The sequence below is a fragment of the Rhodococcus sp. JG-3 genome (assembly GCF_000482405.1).
Lineage (GTDB): Bacteria > Actinomycetota > Actinomycetes > Mycobacteriales > Mycobacteriaceae > Rhodococcoides > Rhodococcoides fascians.
In genome coordinates this window covers 5,001,099-5,018,416 of the sequence record NZ_KI519398.1, presented here as the reverse complement: position 1 = coordinate 5,018,416, position 17,318 = coordinate 5,001,099, and the positions used below count along the sequence as shown (strand labels likewise).

Here is a 17,318-nt window from a genome sequence, read left to right as displayed (position 1 = left end):
GCATCAGGAGTTCTCATGGGTTCAGCTGCGCAGTTCATCACCGACATTGCAACCGGAGTCTACGACGGCATCGTCGACGCGATCGTCGAGCAGATCGTCGGCGTGCTGACGTCGGGTAGCGCCGCGTAATTCGTCGGTCCACGAGTCGCGGTCGCTGTCGGGGGCGGCCGCGACTTTTCGTCTCCGTGACCGTTTTGTAACAGCTCACCAAGATTTCTGACTTTTCGATGCCAATGCGTGTACGAAACGTTATCCGTTCGGGTAGAAATCTTCATGCAGAGGTAATCGAGTGACGACCGTCACGTTCGATCTGCACATCCCTCGAACAACAAGGAGCCTGTCGCATGTCCGCTGAACTCGGTGACCTCTTGGCAATCTTCATCCAGCTCTTCTCGGGTATCAGTTCTTCCTCCGACTGACATCCCGGCTCCGCGCCGTAGGCCTCGGCCAGGACGGCAGACCGGAGCCCAATCGATGAACAGTAAGGCTCGCGACGCCGCGTCGGCGGCGAATCCCCCTCTCTCGAAGGAGTTTTGATGGAATTTCTCTCGCTGTTGCTGCAGTTGCTCGCTGTCGGCAGCTCCGAAGGAACAGGTTCGGTCGTCAACATCCCCGGCACGCTCCCCAGCTGAAGCGCGACCCCGAAGCCGGGCCCGACTACCGTCGGGCCCGGTTTTCGTGGTTTCGAAGTGTCATTCGGTCGACCGAAATATCCTCCAGCGGTCGATGATTCGCCGCCGACCGGGTAGACCTGAACCTCATCCTCGATGCGCTCGGTATCGACGGTAATAGAGGTGGTGCCATGCTCGAAGCCGTAGTCGGATTCATCAACAGTCAATTGTTCTGGTTCAGCTGGTCGACCGGTAGCTACCACCCGATCATCCTGTGAGGTAGTGCCCTGGGGAAGGTGCGGTCGCACCGTCATAGGGTTGGCCGATGCAGACGGTTCCGATTCAGATGCCCGACGGTTCGACGGTGCCGGTGACGCTGTTTCCGAGTGAGGGCCGAGACGATGCGCCCGTCATCGTCGTTCTCCCGGGTCTCGGCATCCCCGGCGGCTACTACCGGCTGTTCGCCGAAGCGCTCGTCGCCCGCGGATTCCATGCTGCGATCGGCGATCTTCGGGGCCAGGGGGACAGTAAGCCGAAGCCGAGTTCGTCGAGCAGGTACGGATATCAGGAATTGGTCTCGGTCGACTTTCCGGCGATCTTCGAGGTGGTGCGCGAGCAGTTCCCCGCCGCGACCCCGTATCTGCTGGGCCACAGTATGGGCGGACAACTGGGCGCGATGTACGCCGCCCGAATTCGAGGCAGGCTCGGTGGCTTGATCCTGGTGGCGTCCGGGTCGCCGTACCACCGCGGTTTCGGCACCACTCGCGGGGTCCCGCTGTACTTCGGCGCGGCGGCGATGGCGATCACCAGCAACATCGCCGGGTTCTGGCCGGGGGACCGCATCGGGGTCGGCGGATTCGGTCGTCAATCACGAGTGTTGATCGACGACTGGTCGAGGTTCGCCCGAACGGGCTCGATCGAGCCGGCCGGTGCCGATATCGACTACGAGGAACGGATGGGCCGGCTGACCCTACCGGTGCTGGCAGTGACCATCGAGGGCGACGATCTGGCCCCCAAGGGTTCGATGGAGAATCTGACGGCCAAGCTTGCCAACGCCGACATCACCACCGAACACATCGACGAGCCGCTGGGCCACAACGGGTGGATCCGCAATCCCACCGCGGTGGCCGACCTGGTCGAGCGGTGGATGCACCGCTGACACAACCCCGTGCCGAACGATACGGTCGTTTGGACTAATTCATGCGATAAGTTCCAACTCCGCGCCCGTTCTGGTGTACAACGCTAGTGACTCAACTTCTGTTCTGCCGAAGATAGCGAGCACGTGTATGAACGGCCTGGGGGCTACAGCTCGTCGGATCGGTAGGGCTGTGCTCGTGGCCGCGTGTATCGCTGCGTCGGCCGCGCAGGGCACGGCCCTCGCCGCGCCCGACGCGTCGACGTCGTACGTGGTGCGTACGGAGGAGACCGATGCCGTCGCCATGACGGCGTTCGTGTACTCGGCCGCGATGGAGCGGATCATCCCCCTGAAGATTCTTCGATCGCCGGACCGTGCGGAACCGAGCCCTACCGTGTACCTGCTCAACGGCGCGGGCGGTGGGGTGGACGGTATGGACTGGTACACCCAGACCGATGTCGTGTCGTTCTTCGCGGACAAGAACGTCAATGTGGTCACTCCCGTCGGTGGGGCCTATTCCTACTACACGGACTGGCAGCACGACGATCGCGTGCTCGGCCGCAACAAGTGGGAGACCTTCCTGACCCGCGAACTGCCTCCACTCGTCGACCAGCTGCTGAAGACCAACGGCCGCAACGTCATTGCCGGAATCTCGATGGCTGCTACGTCGGTGCTCAATCTGGCGGCGCACAACCCCGGTCTCTTCCGGGCGGTCGGCTCCTACAGCGGGTGCGCCTCGACCACCGATCCGCTGGGCCGCGCGTACGTCAAGACCGTTGTATCGATGGCGCTCGGAGCCGACGTGAAGAACATGTGGGGCGCGGACGACGACCCCGACTGGGTGCGTAACGACGCCGTCGTCAACGCCGACAAGCTGCGCGGCACCGCGCTCTACATCTCCAACGGCAGTGGCCTGGCGGGGGCATCGGACACCTTCGACGGAACCAACCCCAACGGCCCCGGTTTCGTGCTGCTGAACCAGATGGTGGTGGGCGGTGCCATCGAGGTCGCCACCGGCGACTGCACCCGTCGACTGAAGAGCGCGCTCGAAAAGCTGAACATCCCAGCCCATTTCGAGCTACGGGAACGCGGCACGCACTCCTGGGGATACTGGCAGGACGATCTCCACAATTCCTGGCCGATGTTCGAGCAGGCTCTGGCCGACTGACATCACCGGCTCTCGAGGTGCCGCCACAGGAACTCGTACGTCAGTGCGGTCTTGAACGCCAGCTGCGCATTGTCCGACGCCCCACCGTGGCCGCCCTCGATGTTCTCGTAGTAGCTCACGTCCTGACCGAGCTCGGCCAGCCGCGCAGCCATCTTGCGCGCGTGTCCGGGATGGACTCGATCGTCTCGGGTGGACGTGGCGATGAGTATCGGTGGGTACTTCCGCTCGGACGCGGCCACGACGTTCTGGTACGGGGAGTACTGCGAGATGAACTCCCATTCGGCGGGGTCGTCGGGGTTGCCGTACTCGGCCACCCAGGACGCTCCCGCGAGCAACAGGTGGTACCGCTTCATATCCAGTAGCGGGACCTGACATACCAACGCCCCGAACAGTTCCGGGTACTTCGTTTCCATGATGCCCATCAGCAGGCCGCCGTTGCTGCCGCCCTGGGCGGCCAAGCGGTCGGCGGTGGTGATCCCTCGGGCCACCAAATCGCGCGCGACCGCGGCGAAGTCCTCGTGGACCAGATGCCGGCCCGCTCGCAACACCTGGGTGTGCCAGGACGGTCCGTACTCGCCGCCGCCGCGGATGTTGGCAACGACGTAGGTGCCGCCGCGTTCGAGCCACGTTCGACCCATTGCTCCGCTGTAGCCGGGCGTCATCGAGATCTCGAAGCCGCCGTAGCCGTACAGCAGTGTCGGGCCGGGGCCTGCGTCGCCGCGTCGGACGACGAAGTAGGGGATCGCAGTGCCGTCGTCCGACTCCGCGAAGAACTGTTGCACGGTCATGCCGTCCGCGTCGAAGAAAGCGGGAGCCTGCTTCAGTACCTCCAGCGCGCCGCCGACGGTGCCGACCAGCAGCGTCGCCGGGGTGAGGTAACCCGAGGAGCCGAGGAAGAACTCGTCCCCGTTCTCCTCGGCGTCCGTACCGATGATCTCGGTCGACGCCAACTCCGACAGCCCGTCGACGGTGGCCGTGTCCCACTCCGTCGTGCGCGTTTTGCGCCCCTCCAGGTACGCAAAACGCGCACGAGGGGTGAGCACATGCAGACGAGTGCGGACATCCTGCAGCGTCACCAGCAGCAGATGATTCTCGGTCCAGGCGTACTGATGCAGGGATGTGTGCTCGTCGGGAGTGAACAGAACCGTCAGAGATGCTGTGCCGCTCATGAATTCGTCGAAGTCGGCCGCGAGCAGAGCGCCCGCCGGATGGGTGACACCGTCGTAGGTCCACTCGGTCATCGTCCGAACCAGCAGCCAGTTCTCGTGGACCGACGTCGATGCGTCCGTCGGCGTCGGAATGCGGGTCACCGCCGTACCGTCGAGCACGTAGGTCTCGGAGTTGTAGAAGTCGGTGGACCGCTGCACGAAGTCGCGCTCGAATCCCGGCGTGCGGTCGTGCCACGCGGAGATCGAGATGTCCTGGGATTCGCCCTCGTAGACGGTCTCCGCGTCGGCGAGCGGGGTGCCTCGGTGCCATCTCTTGGTGATCCGCGGATAGCCGGATTCGGTCAGGGATCCCGGTCCGAAATCGGTGCCGACGAACACGGTGTCGGCGTCGATCCAGCCGATGTCGGTCTTGGCCTCGGGCAGCGTGAAACCGCCGTCCTCCGCAGCGCGGAACGTGCGGGAGTCGAGATCGAACTCGCGTACCACCGTCGCGTCGGCACCGCCTCGGGACAGCGTCACCAAAGCGCGCAGCTGGTGGGGGCGCAGTACCTGAGCGCCGCCCCATACCCAGTTCTCGCCCTCGTCGGCGGCCAGGGCATCGAGATCGAGCAGGACGTCCCATGCGGGTTCGTCCGTGCGGTACTCGTCCATCGTGGTGCGCCGCCACACCCCGCGGATGTGCTCGGCGTCGCGCCAGAAGTTGTAGAGGAACTGCCCGCGCCTGCGTGCGTACGGGATCCGCGCATCGGTGTCGAGAATCTCGCGTACACCCGCCACGGTGGCGTCGAAACGCTCGCCTGCCAGCGCCTGGATCGTCACCTCGTTCTTCTCGCGTACCCACGCGAGTGCGTCGTCGCCGGTGACGTCTTCGAGCCAGAGGTACGGGTCGTCCGAGAAAGCCATGGCACAGTTCTAGCAGCACACGTGCGGTCGGGTGCAGGACGCGTGCGAGGCTACCGGCTGGTAACGAAGACCAGGTCGAGACAGTGTCGGAGGGCACGACTACGCTGGGGACTCGTGACCTCACACTATGACGTCGTTGTCCTCGGAGCCGGTCCCGGTGGGTACGTCGCTGCTATCCGCGCGGCACAACTCGGACTCAGCACTGCCATCATCGAGAAGAAGTACTGGGGCGGTGTGTGCCTCAACGTGGGCTGCATCCCCTCGAAGGCGCTTCTCCGTAACGCCGAGCTGGCGCACCTCTTCACCAAGGAGGCCAAGCTGTTCGGTATCTCGGGTGAAGCATCCTTCGACTTCGGCGCAGCATTCGACCGCAGCCGCAAGGTCGCGGACGGACGCGTCAAGGGCATTCACTTCTTGATGAAGAAGAACAAGATCCCCGAGTACGACGGCCAGGGCACGTTCACCGATGCCAACACCATCGAGGTCGAGCTGACCAAGGGTGGCACCGAGACGATCACGTTCGACAACGCGATCATCGCGACCGGCAGCACCACCAAGCTGCTCCCGGGAACCGAGCTGAGCAAGAACGTCGTCACGTACGAAGAACAGATCATGACCAAGGATCTGCCCGGTTCGATCCTCATCGTCGGTGCCGGTGCCATCGGCATGGAGTTCGGCTACGTGCTCAAGAACTACGGCGTCGACGTCACCATCGTCGAGTTCCTCGATCGCGCGCTCCCGAACGAGGACAAGGACGTCTCGAAGGAAATCGAGAAGCAGTACAAGAAGCTCGGTGTCAAGGTCATCACCGGCGCAGGTGTGCAGAGCATCGACGACGACGGCTCCAAGGTCACCGTCGAGATCAAGCACAACAAGTCCGGTGAGAGCGAGACCTTCACCGTCGACAAGGTGATGCAGTCCGTCGGTTTCGCTCCTCGCGTCGAGGGCTTCGGTCTCGAGAAGACCGGTGTCGAGCTCACCGATCGCGGTGCCATCGGCATCACGAACACGATGCAGACCAACGTCCCGCACATCTACGCCATCGGCGACGTCACCGCCAAGCTCCAGCTCGCCCACGTGGCGGAGGCGCAGGCCGTGGTGGCTGCCGAAACCATCGGCGGCGCAGAGACATTGCCGATCGACGACTACCGCATGATGCCGCGCGCCACGTTCTGCCAGCCGCAGGTCGCCAGCTTCGGTCTGACCGAGGACCAGGCCCGCGAAGAAGCGCAGGCTCGTGGATCCGACATCAAGGTCGCGAACTTCCCGTTCGCCGCCAACGGCAAGGCACACGGCCTCGGCGACGCGACGGGCTTCGTCAAGCTCATCGCCGACACCGAGCACGGCGAGCTGCTCGGTGGCCACCTCATCGGCCCGGACGTCTCGGAGCTGCTGCCTGAGCTGACCCTGGCCCAGAAGTGGGACCTGACGGTCAACGAGCTGGCCCGCAACGTCCACACGCACCCGACGCTGTCGGAGGCACTGCAGGAAGCGATCCACGGCCTCGCAGGCCACATGATCAACTTCTGATCTCTGCTGTAGAACGACGAACGGCGGCGACCACCTCGGTGGTCGCCGCCGTTCGCTTCGTTCTAGGGTACTAGGACTTTCGCCAGTGGTCGAATCGGCCCTTGATGTCCGACGCCACGTCGCCGATTCCGTTGCCGACGGCGTCGACGGCACCGGTGAAGCCGCTGCCGATGTCGCGGACCGTCTTGATCAGCGGGTCCTCCGACGTGTCGAAGTTGTTCTTGTACGTGCGGGCCGCGTTACGGAATTCCTCCGACACCTTGGCCTCGTGGTCGGTGGACCGGCGTGGGTAGTCGCCACGAAGGACCGCCGCGTACTCGCCGCTGTCGACCCACTTCTTCAGTTCCGCAGCTCGCAGCACCGAGAACGGGTGCGAGAGGAGCTCGAGATTGAGCAGCTTGAGCACGCCGTCGCGCAGGTCTCCACTGGCCTCGTACTCGGCGGCCTGAGCGAGGAAGGCGTCGACGTCGATTTCACTGATACGTGCGCCGCCCGCCAACTTGAGCTGCACGCTGATCGCGGTGTACACGTCCTGTCCGCACAGCAAACCTGCTCTGTCGCCAGACAATTCGGACTTGCGCTGCCATTCCATCAGGCCTGCGATGACTGCGCGCAAGGCCCAGCCGCCCACCGGAACCCAGCCGACCGTGCCGGCGAGGCGCATCAGGTGCATGAGAACGGTGCGGTACACCGCGTGGCCGGACAGGGCGTGGCCCAGTTCGTGGCCGACCACGAATCGCTGTTCCTCGTAGGTCATGATGTCGAGCATGCCGGTGGTCAGGACGATGAACGGTCGATCCATCCCGATGGTGAACGCGTTGACCATCGGCGACTGAACCACGAACAGCTCCGGAGTTTCCTCCGCGCCGAGAATCTGCACACAATCGGCTCGAAGATCGTTCAGATCCTTGAACTGGCGTTCGTCGACGCGCACCGCGGTGGCCAAGTACATCAGGCGGTGCTGTCTCTCGCGCAGCAGTCCGGACAGCGTTCGCAGCACCGTGTCGAAGCCCTTGAGGGTACGAAGAGTGACCAAGGCTGCTCGGTCCGAAGGGTGTTCCCAAGTGCGAGAGGAGATATCGGGAAACTCGATACGAGTACGGTCCGGTGCGTGTGTCACTGTGTGGCTCCCAGTCTGATCGGTCTGTTTGCCAAAGTATCAGTAAAAAGCCCTTCCGGTTCGTTCTTGACCACGGTCAGGTCTCGCATTGCCGGGGGTACAGCAGGGTCGGTAGCGCTAATTCTTGGTGGCACTGACGAATTGGGCGAGACCGCGGATGTCCTGCTCGATGTCGGTCATGCCCGCAGCAGCGAACATCTCGGTGAACTGCCCCTTCGGGAACATGCGTACCCCGACGGCGGCAGATCCCAGGCCGACGACGGTACGCAGCGGTGCCAGGCCCAGTTGACAGCTGGTCATGATGGCGATGCGTCCACCCGGTCGCAGGACGCGGATGAGCTCGTCGACCACCTGCAGTGGATGTGGCACGAGATACAGTGCGGCATAACAGCATACGGCGTCGAATGTCGCGTCGGCGTACGGGAGGTCGGCCGCATCGCCGCGAACGTATGCCGCACGCGGCCCCCGATTGTCGCGCACTGCGCGAGCGATCATGGCCTCGGAGATATCGAAGCCGACGGCGATACCGTCCTCGGTCAGCTGCTCCGACAGGAACCTGGTGAAGTTGCCGGGGCCGCAGGCGACGTCCAGGACTCGCTGCGGCCCGCGTAACCGCAGATCGGCGACGGCCTTGGCGCGTTCGGCGGACATGGGCAGCCCGCCGATGCCCATCATCGATACTCCGAACGGGCGCCAGATGTTCTCGTAGATCGCCGCGACACCGCGGTTGTTCATCGCTCGGCTGGCCATCGTGGGATTGGGGGCTTTGGCGTCGCCCATGAGTTCGACGTAGCCGCCGTCGATCCGGGCGCTCGTGCGCACCGACTCCGGTTCGATCATCGCCAGAGCGCGGCGCAGTGCAGTCTCGGGTGTCTCGTTCATCGTCGTGGCGGCCGGTCGCCGTAGTCGCGTTCGACGCGGAGGGTGCCCAATGTGGTTGCGAGCCCGTCGTATTGGGTGACCAGCAAGACGAATTCGATGAGGCGACGTTCGTCGAACTGGGTCGCCAGTTCGGACCACGTGGCGTCGGTGAGCGTCTTGGTCTCGATCAGCTCGTCGACGGCAGTGAGGATGGTGCGGTAGCGAGTCGACAGCCCAGGGGCGTGCGGGCCGGTCATGATCAGCTCGAGCAGGTCTCGGTCGATGCCGGCTCGACGGCCCAGGCGGATGTGGTGGTCCATCTCGTATGCCGATTCGCGCAGGTGCGCCACCCGGAGAATCACCATTTCCGATTCCTTGCGGGATATCTTTCCGCCCGGCATCAGATGGCCGCTGTAGAACAGCCACGCCCGGTACAGGCCACCGGTTCGACCGAGAGTGGTGAACAGGTGGGGGTTGGGGACTCCCGCGCCCTTGGCGATGACCTTGCAGATGACCCAGTTGACGGGGCCGAGGGTGCGGGCGGTACCGGACGGAATGCGTGGAGTGGTCACGATCACATCTTACCGACTGGTAGCTCCGCCGTCCGGGGACGCGGCGGGGTGATGATCTGGAGGGTAGGCTAACCTCCTTTGTGTCTCGCATTGTTCTACCCGGAGGTCCCTCGAAGTGGTGCAGTTCAAGCTCGGTCTGACAGCGTTGGCCATCACCGCGCTCGCGGTGGCGGCAGGAGCGACGGCATGCTCGTCGGCCGATACCGCCGACGGGTCCGCCGGCGAAGCGACTCGAACGGTCGAGACCGTTCGAGGCTCGATCGACGTTCCCGACAATCCTCTGCGGGTCGTCACCCTGGAACCGGTGGAACTCGACACCACGGTCGCGCTCGGCATCGTGCCCGTCGGCACGGCGGTGCTCAGCGAAACCGCCGGTGTGCCGCCCTATCTCGGTACGGAAGCGGCCGGCATCGCCACGGTCGGCACCGTGGCCGAACCGACCATCGAGGACATCGCGGCCGCGCAACCCGACCTCATTCTCGGGACGGAGACTCGGCACGCGCAGTACTACGACCAACTCTCCGCCATCGCGCCGACGGTGTTCATCGCCTCCCAGTCCGATCCGTGGCGCGACAGTGTCCGATTCGTCGGGCGCGTTCTCGGCAAGGAGGCGAAGGCAGAGGAACTGCTCACCGCATACGACGACCGGTGCGCCGAGATCGCCGAAGAGCACGACACCGCCGGGAAGACAGCGCAACTGATCAGGCCGCGCAGTGGTGAGCTGACCCTGTACGGGCCGTCGTCGTTCGCCGGAAGCACGCTCGAATGCGCCGGATTCACCACCCCGCCGCGGCCGGAATGGGCCGACGAGATCTCGGTCGACCTCTCGCCCGAGCTCGCGGCTCAGGCGGCAGCGGACCTAATCGTCGTCACCGCCGACAACCCGTCGGACCCCGCCGCCATCCCGTCGTCGATCACCGACAACGCTGCGACACTGCCCAATCCGCATGCGGTGGACCTGTCGTACTGGATCACCGGCGTCGGGCCCATGGGCGGACAGACCGTGCTCGACGACATCGATCGTATTCTGTCGGCTGACTAGTTGGGTCGTTCCGCAGGCTCCACTCCTGTCGGATGCCAGCTGACGCGTCAGATTCGGACCGCGCCGGCCAGTGCCGCGGCCTGACGGGCGCGCTCGACCACTCGGTCGCGGGACGAATCGATATGTGCGACAAGCGTATCCAGCGCCGTGTCCAGCTGCCCGGCCAGTAGGTGCTCGACGATCGCGAGATGTTCATCGATCGCCGAGACCACGGCCGAGGCGTCGAGACCACCGAGAATACGCACGGGCCGCACCTTGGCGTTGACGGCGCACAGGGCCTCGGTCAGAGCCGCATTGCCCGACGCGGCCGACAACGCGACATGGAACTGCTCGTCCATGGCGACCATGTCGTCGGTGGTCTCCGGTGGGTGCGCACGCAACCCGGCCCACGTCGCCGCCAACGCCGACAAGGCAGCCCGATCGAAGGACTGCGGCGTCGAGCGAGTGATTCCGCGGGACTCGAGAGTCGACCGCAGTTCGTACAGATCCGGTAGATCGCCGAGCCGGGGACGATAGGGATGCAGACCGGCCTCGTCGCGCACGACCAGACCGTCGGCTTGCAGACGTGCCAGCGCCTCCCGCACAGGAGTGCGTGAGACGCCGTACAGCTCGGCGAGACGCTCCTCGCCGAGCCGTTCCGTGGAGCCGATCGCACCGGAGATCAGATCCCGGCGCAGTGACGAATAGACCTTCTCGCGAAGGTCCTTGCGCGGCACGATACGCCCGGTCAGATCGCCATGGCTGCGCGCACGTCGGCCTCGGAATCGGATCCGCCCACACCGGTGGACGTGATCCGGCCGGCCTCGAGAATGTAGTACTTCTGGGCAGATTCCAATGCGAAGCCGATGTGCTGCTCCACCAACAGCACTGCGAGACCGCCGCGGCGGGTGAGCTCGATGACGGTGCGCTCGATCTCGGCGACGACAGACGGCTGAATGCCCTCGGTCGGCTCGTCGAGAATCAGCATCCGCGGTTCGGTGATCAAGGCTCTCGCGATGGCGAGCTGTTGGCGCTGGCCGCCGGACAGCAGGCCGGCTCTGCGATTCAGCAATTCCTTCAGCGCCGGAAAGAGGTCGAGTGCCTCGTCGATCAGTGCCTTGCCGCGCTTGCGCCCGTCGGCCACCACCTGCAGGTTCTCCGCTGTCGTCAACTGACCGAACGACTGCTGGCCCTGTGGCACGTACGCCAGACCCCGGGCGACGCGGGCGCTGGGCCGCAACGCACTGACGTCCTCACCGTCGAACATAACCTTGCCCGAGTTCACTTTCAACAGCCCGACCGCCGCGCGCAGCAGCGTCGTCTTGCCCGCACCGTTGTGGCCCATCACCGCCGCGACACCGTCTGCCGGAACCGTCAGCGACGCACCGTGAACGACCTCGCTGCGGCCGTAACCTGTTCTGACGTCGACCAGTTCAAGCATGATCGGCTCCCTCTTCTGCGATGTGCTCGAGTTCCTCGCCCGCCGCGGCGGTGCCGAGGTAGACCTGCTGAACCTTCGGATCGGCCTGCACCTCGGCCACGGTGCCCTCGGCCAGAACGCGTCCGGCCGCCAGTACTGTCACCGAGGTCGCGAACATCCGCATGAAGTCCATGTCGTGCTCCACCACCACCACGGTCCGTTCACCGCCGATGCGTTGCAGCAGCTGGCCCGTTTCCTCACGTTCCTCGTGGCTCATGCCGGCGACCGGCTCGTCGAGCAGAAGCACATCGGCGTTCTGAACCAACAACATTCCGATCTCGAGCCACTGCTTCTGGCCGTGCGCCAGAATTCCTGCGGCCTTGTCTCTCTGGGCCGTCAGACCGATCGTCTCGAGGGCCTCCTCGATCTGCGGCAGAACCGATGCCCGACGGCGCAGCATCGTCAGCACGGATCGTCCGGACCCGGCGGCGATGTCCAGGTTCTGCAGCACCGTCAGATTCTCGAAGATGCTGGCCGTCTGAAAGGTTCGACCGATACCGAGCCGGGCGATCTGATGCACCTTCTTGCCCAGCAGTTCCACTCCGGACTTGGTGACCGAGCCGGTGGCCGGAACGAGACCGGTGATGGCGTCGATCAGCGTGGTCTTGCCGGCTCCGTTAGGGCCGATGAGGAAGCGAAGATCGCCCTGCATCAGCGTCAGATCGACGTTGGTGTTGGCCTTGAAGCCGTCGAAACTGACTGTCAGATCGCGGACTTCGAGGTACTGACTGGACATGCCGGCGTTGCCGCCGAACGTGGGCTGCGGGCCTTCGACATGGATCATCGTGCGAGCTCTTTCTCTGGTTCCGCGCTGGCCTCCGGGACCGATTCGGGCTCTTTCTTTCGCTTGCGCAGTGCGAAGAGTCCGGCGATGCCGGCGGGGAAGAATCCGACGACCACGACGAACAGCAGACCCTGCGCGTACGTCCAACCGGACGGGAACTGCTCGGACAGCGTGGTCTGCGCCCACGCGACTCCGAGCGCGCCGAGAACCGGGCCGAGCAGAGTGGTGCGGCCGCCGATGGCGACGCCGATGAGAAACGCGATGGACGGAACGATGCCGACGTCGTTGGGGGAGATGATGCCGACGATCGGGACGAACAGCGCACCGGCGAGACCGGCGAAGAACGCTGCGGCGACGTACGCGACGATCTTCACGTTCGCCGGGTCGTAGCCGAGGAAGCGCACTCGCTCTTCCTGATCGCGGACGGCCACCAGTAGTTCGCCGTAGCGCGAGTACATCAGCTGGCGGGTGATGGCGACGACGACGAGCAGTACGCCCGCAGCGATGAAGAACAGCATCTGCTTGTTGGCGGGGTCGTTGAGGTTGAACCCGAAGAACGTGCGGAACCTGTTGAGCCCGTTGGATCCACCGGTGGTCTGCTGTCCGATGAGCAGGATCGCGAAGGCGGCGGCCAGTGCCTGACTGAGGATCGCGAAGTACGCGCCCTTGACGCGACGCTTGAACACGCCGAGGCCGAGCACCAGCGCCACCAGTGCCGGCACGAACAGGATGCCCAGGATCGTCGTGATGGGCGAGGTGAACGGCAGCCAGTACGAGGGCAATTCACGGATACCGGCGATGGACATGAAGTCCGGTACCGCGTCGCCGCGCAGATCGGCGTCGGAGATCTTCAGATGCATGGCCATGATGTAGGCACCGATGCCGAAGAAGACACCCTGGCCGAGGGTGAGCATTCCGCCTCGGCCCCAGGCCAATCCGATACCGACAGCCACGATTGCGTAGCAGATGAACTTGCCCAGCAGATTCAACCGGAAGTCGCTGAGGACAGCGGGCGCCACAGCGAACAACAGGATTGCGGCGAGCGCGAAACCCAGCAGAGCGCCGCGCTTGGCGATGAACTCGCTCATACCAGGCTCCTTGTCTTGACGGCGAACAAGCCCTGCGGGCGGGCCTGGAGGAAGATCACGATGAGGACGAAGACGATGACCTTCGCGATCGAGGCCGTCGTGCTGTATTCGATGAACGAGTTGAGAATCCCGAGGGCGAAGGCGGCGATCACCGCGCCCTTGATCTGGCCGAGTCCACCGACGACGACCACCAGGAAGGCGTCGATCAGATAACTCTGTCCCACAGTCGAACTCGTGGATCCGATCAGAGTCAGTGCCACGCCCGCGACACCCGCCAAACCGGAGCCGAGGAAGAACGTCGAGATGTCGGTCCGGCGGCTCGAGATGCCCGAGGTTTCCGCGAGATCGCGGTTCTGCACCACCGCGCGGATGCGTCGGCCCATGGCGGTTTTCTTCAGCGCGATCGACAGTGCGACAACGGCGACGACCGCCAGCACGAGAATGAAGATTCGGGTCTTGGGCACCACGGCACCGAGGATGTCGACGCCGCCGCTCAGCCATTCCGGTGAGACGACGTTGACCGCCGGGGCACCGAAGATGTCGCGAGCGAGCTGTTGCAGGATGAGCCCGACGCCGAACGTGACGAGCAGGGTGTCCAGTGGACGGTGGTACATGCGCTGGATCAGCGTCACCTCGAGCAGCACACCCATTGCGCCGCCGACGAGGAAGCCGACGATGAGCGAGATGAACAGTGATGCGCCGCCGGTCGAGACGATCTGCTGCACTACGTAGGCCGTGTACGAGCCGGCCATGATGAACTCGCCGTGTGCCATGTTGATGACGCCCATCTGACCGAACGTCAGTGAGAGCCCGAGGGCGGCGAGCAAGAGAATGGATCCGATCGACAGGCCGGTGAACAACTGTCCGATCACGACGTCCATGGGGGAGCTCCTTCGGAGCATGTGAGTGGAACTTCGTAGCAGGCTACGAAGTTCCACTCACATGGGTGGTGGTCAGTTGAGGTCGGAGGCCCAGTCGTAGGTCTCGAGGAACGGGTCGGGAGCGATGGCCTCGGGGGACTCCCACACCGTGTAGATCAAGCCGTCGGGCCGGATCTCACCAATGCGGGCGGTCTTGGAGATGTGGTGGTTGTCGCCGTCGATGACGACCTCGCCCTCGGGAGCGGCGAAGCTGACACCGTCGGCTGCGGCCTGAATGTCGGCCACCGCGAACGAATTTGCCTTCTCGACGGTGTTCTTCCACAGGTAGACCGAGGTGTACGCGGCTTCCATGGGGTCCGAGGTGGGCTTGTCGGCACCGTACTTCGCCTTGTAGTCGGCGACGAACTTGGTGTTCTCCGGGCTGTCGACGGTCTGGTAGTAGTTCCAGGCAGTCAGCTGGCCCGCGATGTTCGCGGCTCCGATGCCCGCCACCTCTTCCTCGGCGATGGACACCGAGATGACCGGCATGTCAGCAGCTTTCAGGCCGGCGTTGGTGTACTCACGGAAGAATGCAACGTTGGAATCACCGTTGAGCGTGTTGAACACGGCATCGGCGTCGGCGGAGCGCACCTTGTTGACGATGGTGGAGAAGTCCGTCGAACCGAGCGGGGTGTAATCCTCGCCCTTTATCTCGATACCGTTGGCGGCCGCATACGCCTTGATCTCGCGGTTGGCGGTCTGCGGGAACACGTAGTCGCTGCCCACCAGGTAGAGGGACTTGACGCCCTTCTCCTTCAGGTAGTCCAGGGCCGGGATGATCTGCTGGTTGGTGGTGGCTCCGGTGTAGAAGATGTTCTTCGACGCCTCGAGGCCCTCGTACTGCACGGGGTAGTAGAGGAGAGCGTCGTTGTCCTCGAACACCGGCAGCATCGCCTTGCGCGACGATGACGTCCAGCCACCGAAAACGGCTGCGACACAATCGCTGCTGATCAGCTTCTCGGCCTTCTCGGCGAACACGGTCGGCTCGGATGCGCCGTCCTCTGCGACGACCTCGATCTGCTTTCCGTTGACGCCACCGGCCGCGTTGATCTGCTCGACGGCCAGTGCGATCGAATCACGCACTGTCACTTCGCTGATCGCCATCGTGCCGGACAGGGAGTTGAGCGAGCCGACCTTGATGGTGTCACCGGAGGTGTCCACACACGAGGTGGACAAGCCTCCGCCGCCCTCGGCGGTGGTGGTGTCGCTCGCCTTGCTACCGCAGGCAGTGGCAACCAGGCTCAATGCAGCCAGTGCTGCGGGAACGACCATGACGCGCTTGACGGACATGCGCTTCGAGACAGCAGGCATCTACGGCCCTTTCGGAAAGTGTGTATACGGAGATGTATTCGCGATTGCGAACAGTAAAGGCAACTTATTGCGTTGGTATTTTCTGCGGTGACGAGTCTGTTTCTCGCGTTACGAGTAGGTAAAGGCGAGCGAATGACAAGACTGCTTGACATTTCATGCCAAGCAGAGTTGACTTTTTGTCATGCCCGGATCCAACAACGTTCGCGCGCATCGCAAACAGGCACGCATCACGCAGGCCGAACTCGGCACCATCTGCGGAGTCAGCCGGCAGAGCATCGTCTCCGTCGAGGGCGGCGACTACGCACCGAGCGTGTACCTGGCACTGCGACTGGCCCGAGCACTCGACACGACAGTCGAAACACTGTTCGGCGACGACGAAGGGAAACGAACATGAGCGCATTCACCAAAGCTGCCCGCTTCGTGGGAGACCTGGACGACGACTTCTACGCCGACGAATTGCAACGCGACATCTGGAACGAGGCCTCGGCCGTCGGATTTCAGTCCCTGCTGTGGATCGGAATGATCGCCGGCGCTGTACTGCCCTTCGCGGCGGGTGTCACCGGGGCCTGGGTGGCATTGGGAATCTTCGTGGCTCTGACGGTCGTCGCGAACGTGGTGTTGGCATACGCCCGCGCGCGGGGGATCGACATGTACACCTCGCAGGAACTCCGGCGCGCTCGAATCGCATTGGCGGGCGTGCTGCTTTTTCTCACCGGCGGCGGCGCAATGATTCGTCTGCTTGCTCATTACGGTGGCGGTGACCTCGGGTCTGTCGCGATCGGAGCCGCAATAGGTGCACCCGTGGGCCTGGCTGCCGTAGTCGTGGGTGTGAAGATGCATCAGCTCCGGCAGCGAAAGGCCGAGCATGCCGCCGAGCTGGCCGAGCAGCGGGCTTTCGATACGGACGAATGAATTGGGTCTCGAATGTGTCGCACGATCTGTTACAGGGTGCAAGGATGCGTAAAGGCTTCGGTTGGACCGTCTCCGTTTCGCAGATTTGCAGGCCGGAGGGTATGTTCTGACTGATGACATCGCGATTTCCCGGTGTTGCGGCTGTAGGGGTGCTGTTCGGCGGCGGTTTCGGTAACGCGGACGGATGCACGTTCGATGTAAAGGGAGGCTCGGGTGGACGGCGATGACGACGTGTAATACCAATCCGTCCTCCGTCGCGCCACGAAGTACCAACGAGACCGTGTCGGGCGTCCACCCTCCGGTGGAGCATGCAAACAGGGAAGTCGAGACCGTGCGCAGAGAAAAGAGCTACCTCAGACTCGTAGGGTCGAGCACTCCCACGATCGAGGTTCTGGGCGGCCCCAGAACCATCACCGTCGATGTGGACAACGTTTTTCCGGGTCAGGTATGCGAGGTCCTGCACAACGGCATGCTGTCGCTGAGCCCACGCGTCGTCGTGGAAGACAACGCGACAAGCATCTCCATCACCACGTTCGCGCTCAAGCCGGGTGAGTACAACGTCTCGCTGCGTCTGGACGGACGCCTGGATTGCGTCACCGAATCGCAGACTGCTGTCGTCGGCGAGCAGTTCGAGGTCCGACGTAGTTCGTAGGCCGGACACAGCTCCTAGGCGGGACGCAAGGCCCGGTCATTTCAACACAGCGAAGCGGCGCGTAGCTCAGGTGAGCTACGC

17 protein-coding genes are annotated in these 17,318 nt (G+C 64.0%); 7 read left to right on the top strand and 10 right to left on the bottom strand.

The window, feature by feature from the left end; all coding sequences use genetic code 11:
• Positions 1-936: 936 nt before the first annotated feature.
• Both K414_RS0125060 and K414_RS0125055 read left to right on the top strand, forming a co-directional pair.
• A complete protein-coding gene (locus K414_RS0125060) occupies positions 937-1,770 on the top strand; it encodes an alpha/beta fold hydrolase (RefSeq protein WP_027498426.1) in 834 nt (277 codons plus the stop codon).
• Positions 1,771-1,939: 169 nt separating this feature from the next.
• Positions 1,940-2,914, top strand: coding sequence for an alpha/beta hydrolase family protein (locus K414_RS0125055; RefSeq protein ID WP_343294197.1), 975 nt, complete (start codon positions 1,940-1,942; stop codon positions 2,912-2,914).
• 2 nt (positions 2,915-2,916) lie between these two features.
• On the opposite strand, the gene K414_RS0125050 is transcribed toward K414_RS0125055, so the two are convergent.
• Positions 2,917-4,986 (bottom strand): prolyl oligopeptidase family serine peptidase, encoded by a 2,070-nt coding sequence (locus tag K414_RS0125050; RefSeq protein ID WP_027498424.1) that lies wholly within the window; start codon positions 4,984-4,986, stop codon positions 2,917-2,919.
• A 114-nt stretch (positions 4,987-5,100) separates the two neighbouring features.
• Between K414_RS0125050 and lpdA the strand changes: the two genes are divergently transcribed.
• Positions 5,101-6,516, top strand: a complete 1,416-nt coding sequence (gene lpdA / locus K414_RS0125045; protein ID WP_027498423.1) for a dihydrolipoyl dehydrogenase — start codon at positions 5,101-5,103, stop codon at positions 6,514-6,516.
• Positions 6,517-6,586: 70 nt separating this feature from the next.
• Here the strand turns inward: lpdA and K414_RS0125040 are convergent, their stop codons facing one another.
• From K414_RS0125040 to K414_RS0125030, 3 genes are all read right to left on the bottom strand, one after another.
• Positions 6,587-7,636, bottom strand: a complete 1,050-nt coding sequence (locus K414_RS0125040; protein WP_027498422.1) for a M48 family metallopeptidase — start codon at positions 7,634-7,636, stop codon at positions 6,587-6,589.
• A gap of 117 nt (positions 7,637-7,753) precedes the next feature.
• A complete protein-coding gene (locus tag K414_RS0125035) occupies positions 7,754-8,518 on the bottom strand; it encodes a methyltransferase domain-containing protein (RefSeq protein ID WP_037219576.1) in 765 nt (254 codons plus the stop codon).
• On the bottom strand, positions 8,515-9,075 hold the full coding sequence (locus K414_RS0125030) for a carboxymuconolactone decarboxylase family protein (RefSeq protein WP_027498420.1): 561 nt from the start codon (positions 9,073-9,075) through the stop codon (positions 8,515-8,517). Before K414_RS0125030 ends, K414_RS0125035 begins: the two co-directional genes overlap by 4 nt.
• Positions 9,076-9,220: 145 nt before the next feature.
• Here K414_RS0125030 and K414_RS0125025 point away from each other — a divergent pair, with 145 nt between their 5' ends.
• On the top strand, positions 9,221-10,111 hold the full coding sequence (locus K414_RS0125025) for an iron-siderophore ABC transporter substrate-binding protein (RefSeq protein ID WP_202595116.1): 891 nt from the start codon (positions 9,221-9,223) through the stop codon (positions 10,109-10,111).
• Positions 10,112-10,158: 47 nt separating this feature from the next.
• Here K414_RS0125025 and K414_RS0125020 read toward each other — a convergent pair whose 3' ends face one another.
• From K414_RS0125020 to urtA, 6 genes are all read right to left on the bottom strand, one after another.
• Positions 10,159-10,827 carry a GntR family transcriptional regulator gene (locus K414_RS0125020; RefSeq protein ID WP_037219573.1) on the bottom strand — a complete coding sequence of 223 codons (669 nt, stop codon included), beginning with the start codon at positions 10,825-10,827 and terminating at the stop codon, positions 10,159-10,161.
• A gap of 11 nt (positions 10,828-10,838) precedes the next feature.
• Entirely contained in the window at positions 10,839-11,531 is a 693-nt protein-coding gene (gene urtE / locus K414_RS0125015) for an urea ABC transporter ATP-binding subunit UrtE (protein ID WP_027498417.1), read from the bottom strand.
• On the bottom strand, positions 11,524-12,354 hold the full coding sequence (gene urtD / locus K414_RS0125010; protein ID WP_027498416.1) for an urea ABC transporter ATP-binding protein UrtD: 831 nt from the start codon (positions 12,352-12,354) through the stop codon (positions 11,524-11,526). The genes urtE and urtD overlap by 8 nt, the downstream gene beginning before the upstream one ends.
• On the bottom strand, positions 12,351-13,442 hold the full coding sequence (gene urtC, locus K414_RS0125005) for an urea ABC transporter permease subunit UrtC (protein WP_027498415.1): 1,092 nt from the start codon (positions 13,440-13,442) through the stop codon (positions 12,351-12,353). Before urtC ends, urtD begins: the two co-directional genes overlap by 4 nt.
• Positions 13,439-14,323 (bottom strand): urea ABC transporter permease subunit UrtB, encoded by an 885-nt coding sequence (gene urtB, locus K414_RS0125000; RefSeq protein WP_027498414.1) that lies wholly within the window; start codon positions 14,321-14,323, stop codon positions 13,439-13,441. The genes urtC and urtB overlap by 4 nt, the downstream gene beginning before the upstream one ends.
• Before the next feature lie 72 nt (positions 14,324-14,395).
• Positions 14,396-15,673: an urea ABC transporter substrate-binding protein gene (gene urtA / locus K414_RS0124995; RefSeq protein ID WP_027498413.1), complete on the bottom strand. Its 1,278-nt coding sequence runs from the start codon at positions 15,671-15,673 to the stop codon at positions 14,396-14,398.
• Between the two features lie 181 nt (positions 15,674-15,854).
• Between urtA and K414_RS0124990 the strand changes: the two genes are divergently transcribed.
• The 3 genes from K414_RS0124990 (at position 15,855) to K414_RS27980 (ending at position 17,237) form a co-directional block, all read left to right on the top strand.
• Positions 15,855-16,067 carry a helix-turn-helix transcriptional regulator gene (locus tag K414_RS0124990; RefSeq protein ID WP_027498412.1) on the top strand — a complete coding sequence of 71 codons (213 nt, stop codon included), beginning with the start codon at positions 15,855-15,857 and terminating at the stop codon, positions 16,065-16,067.
• A complete protein-coding gene (locus tag K414_RS0124985) occupies positions 16,064-16,585 on the top strand; it encodes a hypothetical protein (RefSeq protein WP_027498411.1) in 522 nt (173 codons plus the stop codon). Before K414_RS0124990 ends, K414_RS0124985 begins: the two co-directional genes overlap by 4 nt.
• 223 nt (positions 16,586-16,808) lie before the next feature.
• Positions 16,809-17,237 carry a hypothetical protein gene (locus K414_RS27980; protein ID WP_037219569.1) on the top strand — a complete coding sequence of 143 codons (429 nt, stop codon included), beginning with the start codon at positions 16,809-16,811 and terminating at the stop codon, positions 17,235-17,237.
• Positions 17,238-17,318: the final 81 nt, after the last annotated feature.

Coding starts and splice junctions, on each gene's coding strand:
- K414_RS0125060 (WP_027498426.1), top strand. CDS start 937: ATGCAGACGGTTCCGATTCAGATGCCCGACGGTTCGACGGTGCCGGTG.
- K414_RS0125050 (WP_027498424.1), bottom strand. CDS start 4,986: ATGGCTTTCTCGGACGACCCGTACCTCTGGCTCGAAGACGTCACCGGC.
- K414_RS0125035 (WP_037219576.1), bottom strand. CDS start 8,518: ATGAACGAGACACCCGAGACTGCACTGCGCCGCGCTCTGGCGATGATC.
- urtE (WP_027498417.1), bottom strand. CDS start 11,531: ATGCTTGAACTGGTCGACGTCAGAACAGGTTACGGCCGCAGCGAGGTC.
- urtD (WP_027498416.1), bottom strand. CDS start 12,354: ATGATCCATGTCGAAGGCCCGCAGCCCACGTTCGGCGGCAACGCCGGC.
- urtC (WP_027498415.1), bottom strand. CDS start 13,442: ATGAGCGAGTTCATCGCCAAGCGCGGCGCTCTGCTGGGTTTCGCGCTC.
- urtB (WP_027498414.1), bottom strand. CDS start 14,323: ATGGACGTCGTGATCGGACAGTTGTTCACCGGCCTGTCGATCGGATCC.
- urtA (WP_027498413.1), bottom strand. CDS start 15,673: ATGCCTGCTGTCTCGAAGCGCATGTCCGTCAAGCGCGTCATGGTCGTT.
- K414_RS0124990 (WP_027498412.1), top strand. CDS start 15,855: ATGCCCGGATCCAACAACGTTCGCGCGCATCGCAAACAGGCACGCATC.
- K414_RS0124985 (WP_027498411.1), top strand. CDS start 16,064: ATGAGCGCATTCACCAAAGCTGCCCGCTTCGTGGGAGACCTGGACGAC.
- K414_RS27980 (WP_037219569.1), top strand. CDS start 16,809: ATGACGACGTGTAATACCAATCCGTCCTCCGTCGCGCCACGAAGTACC.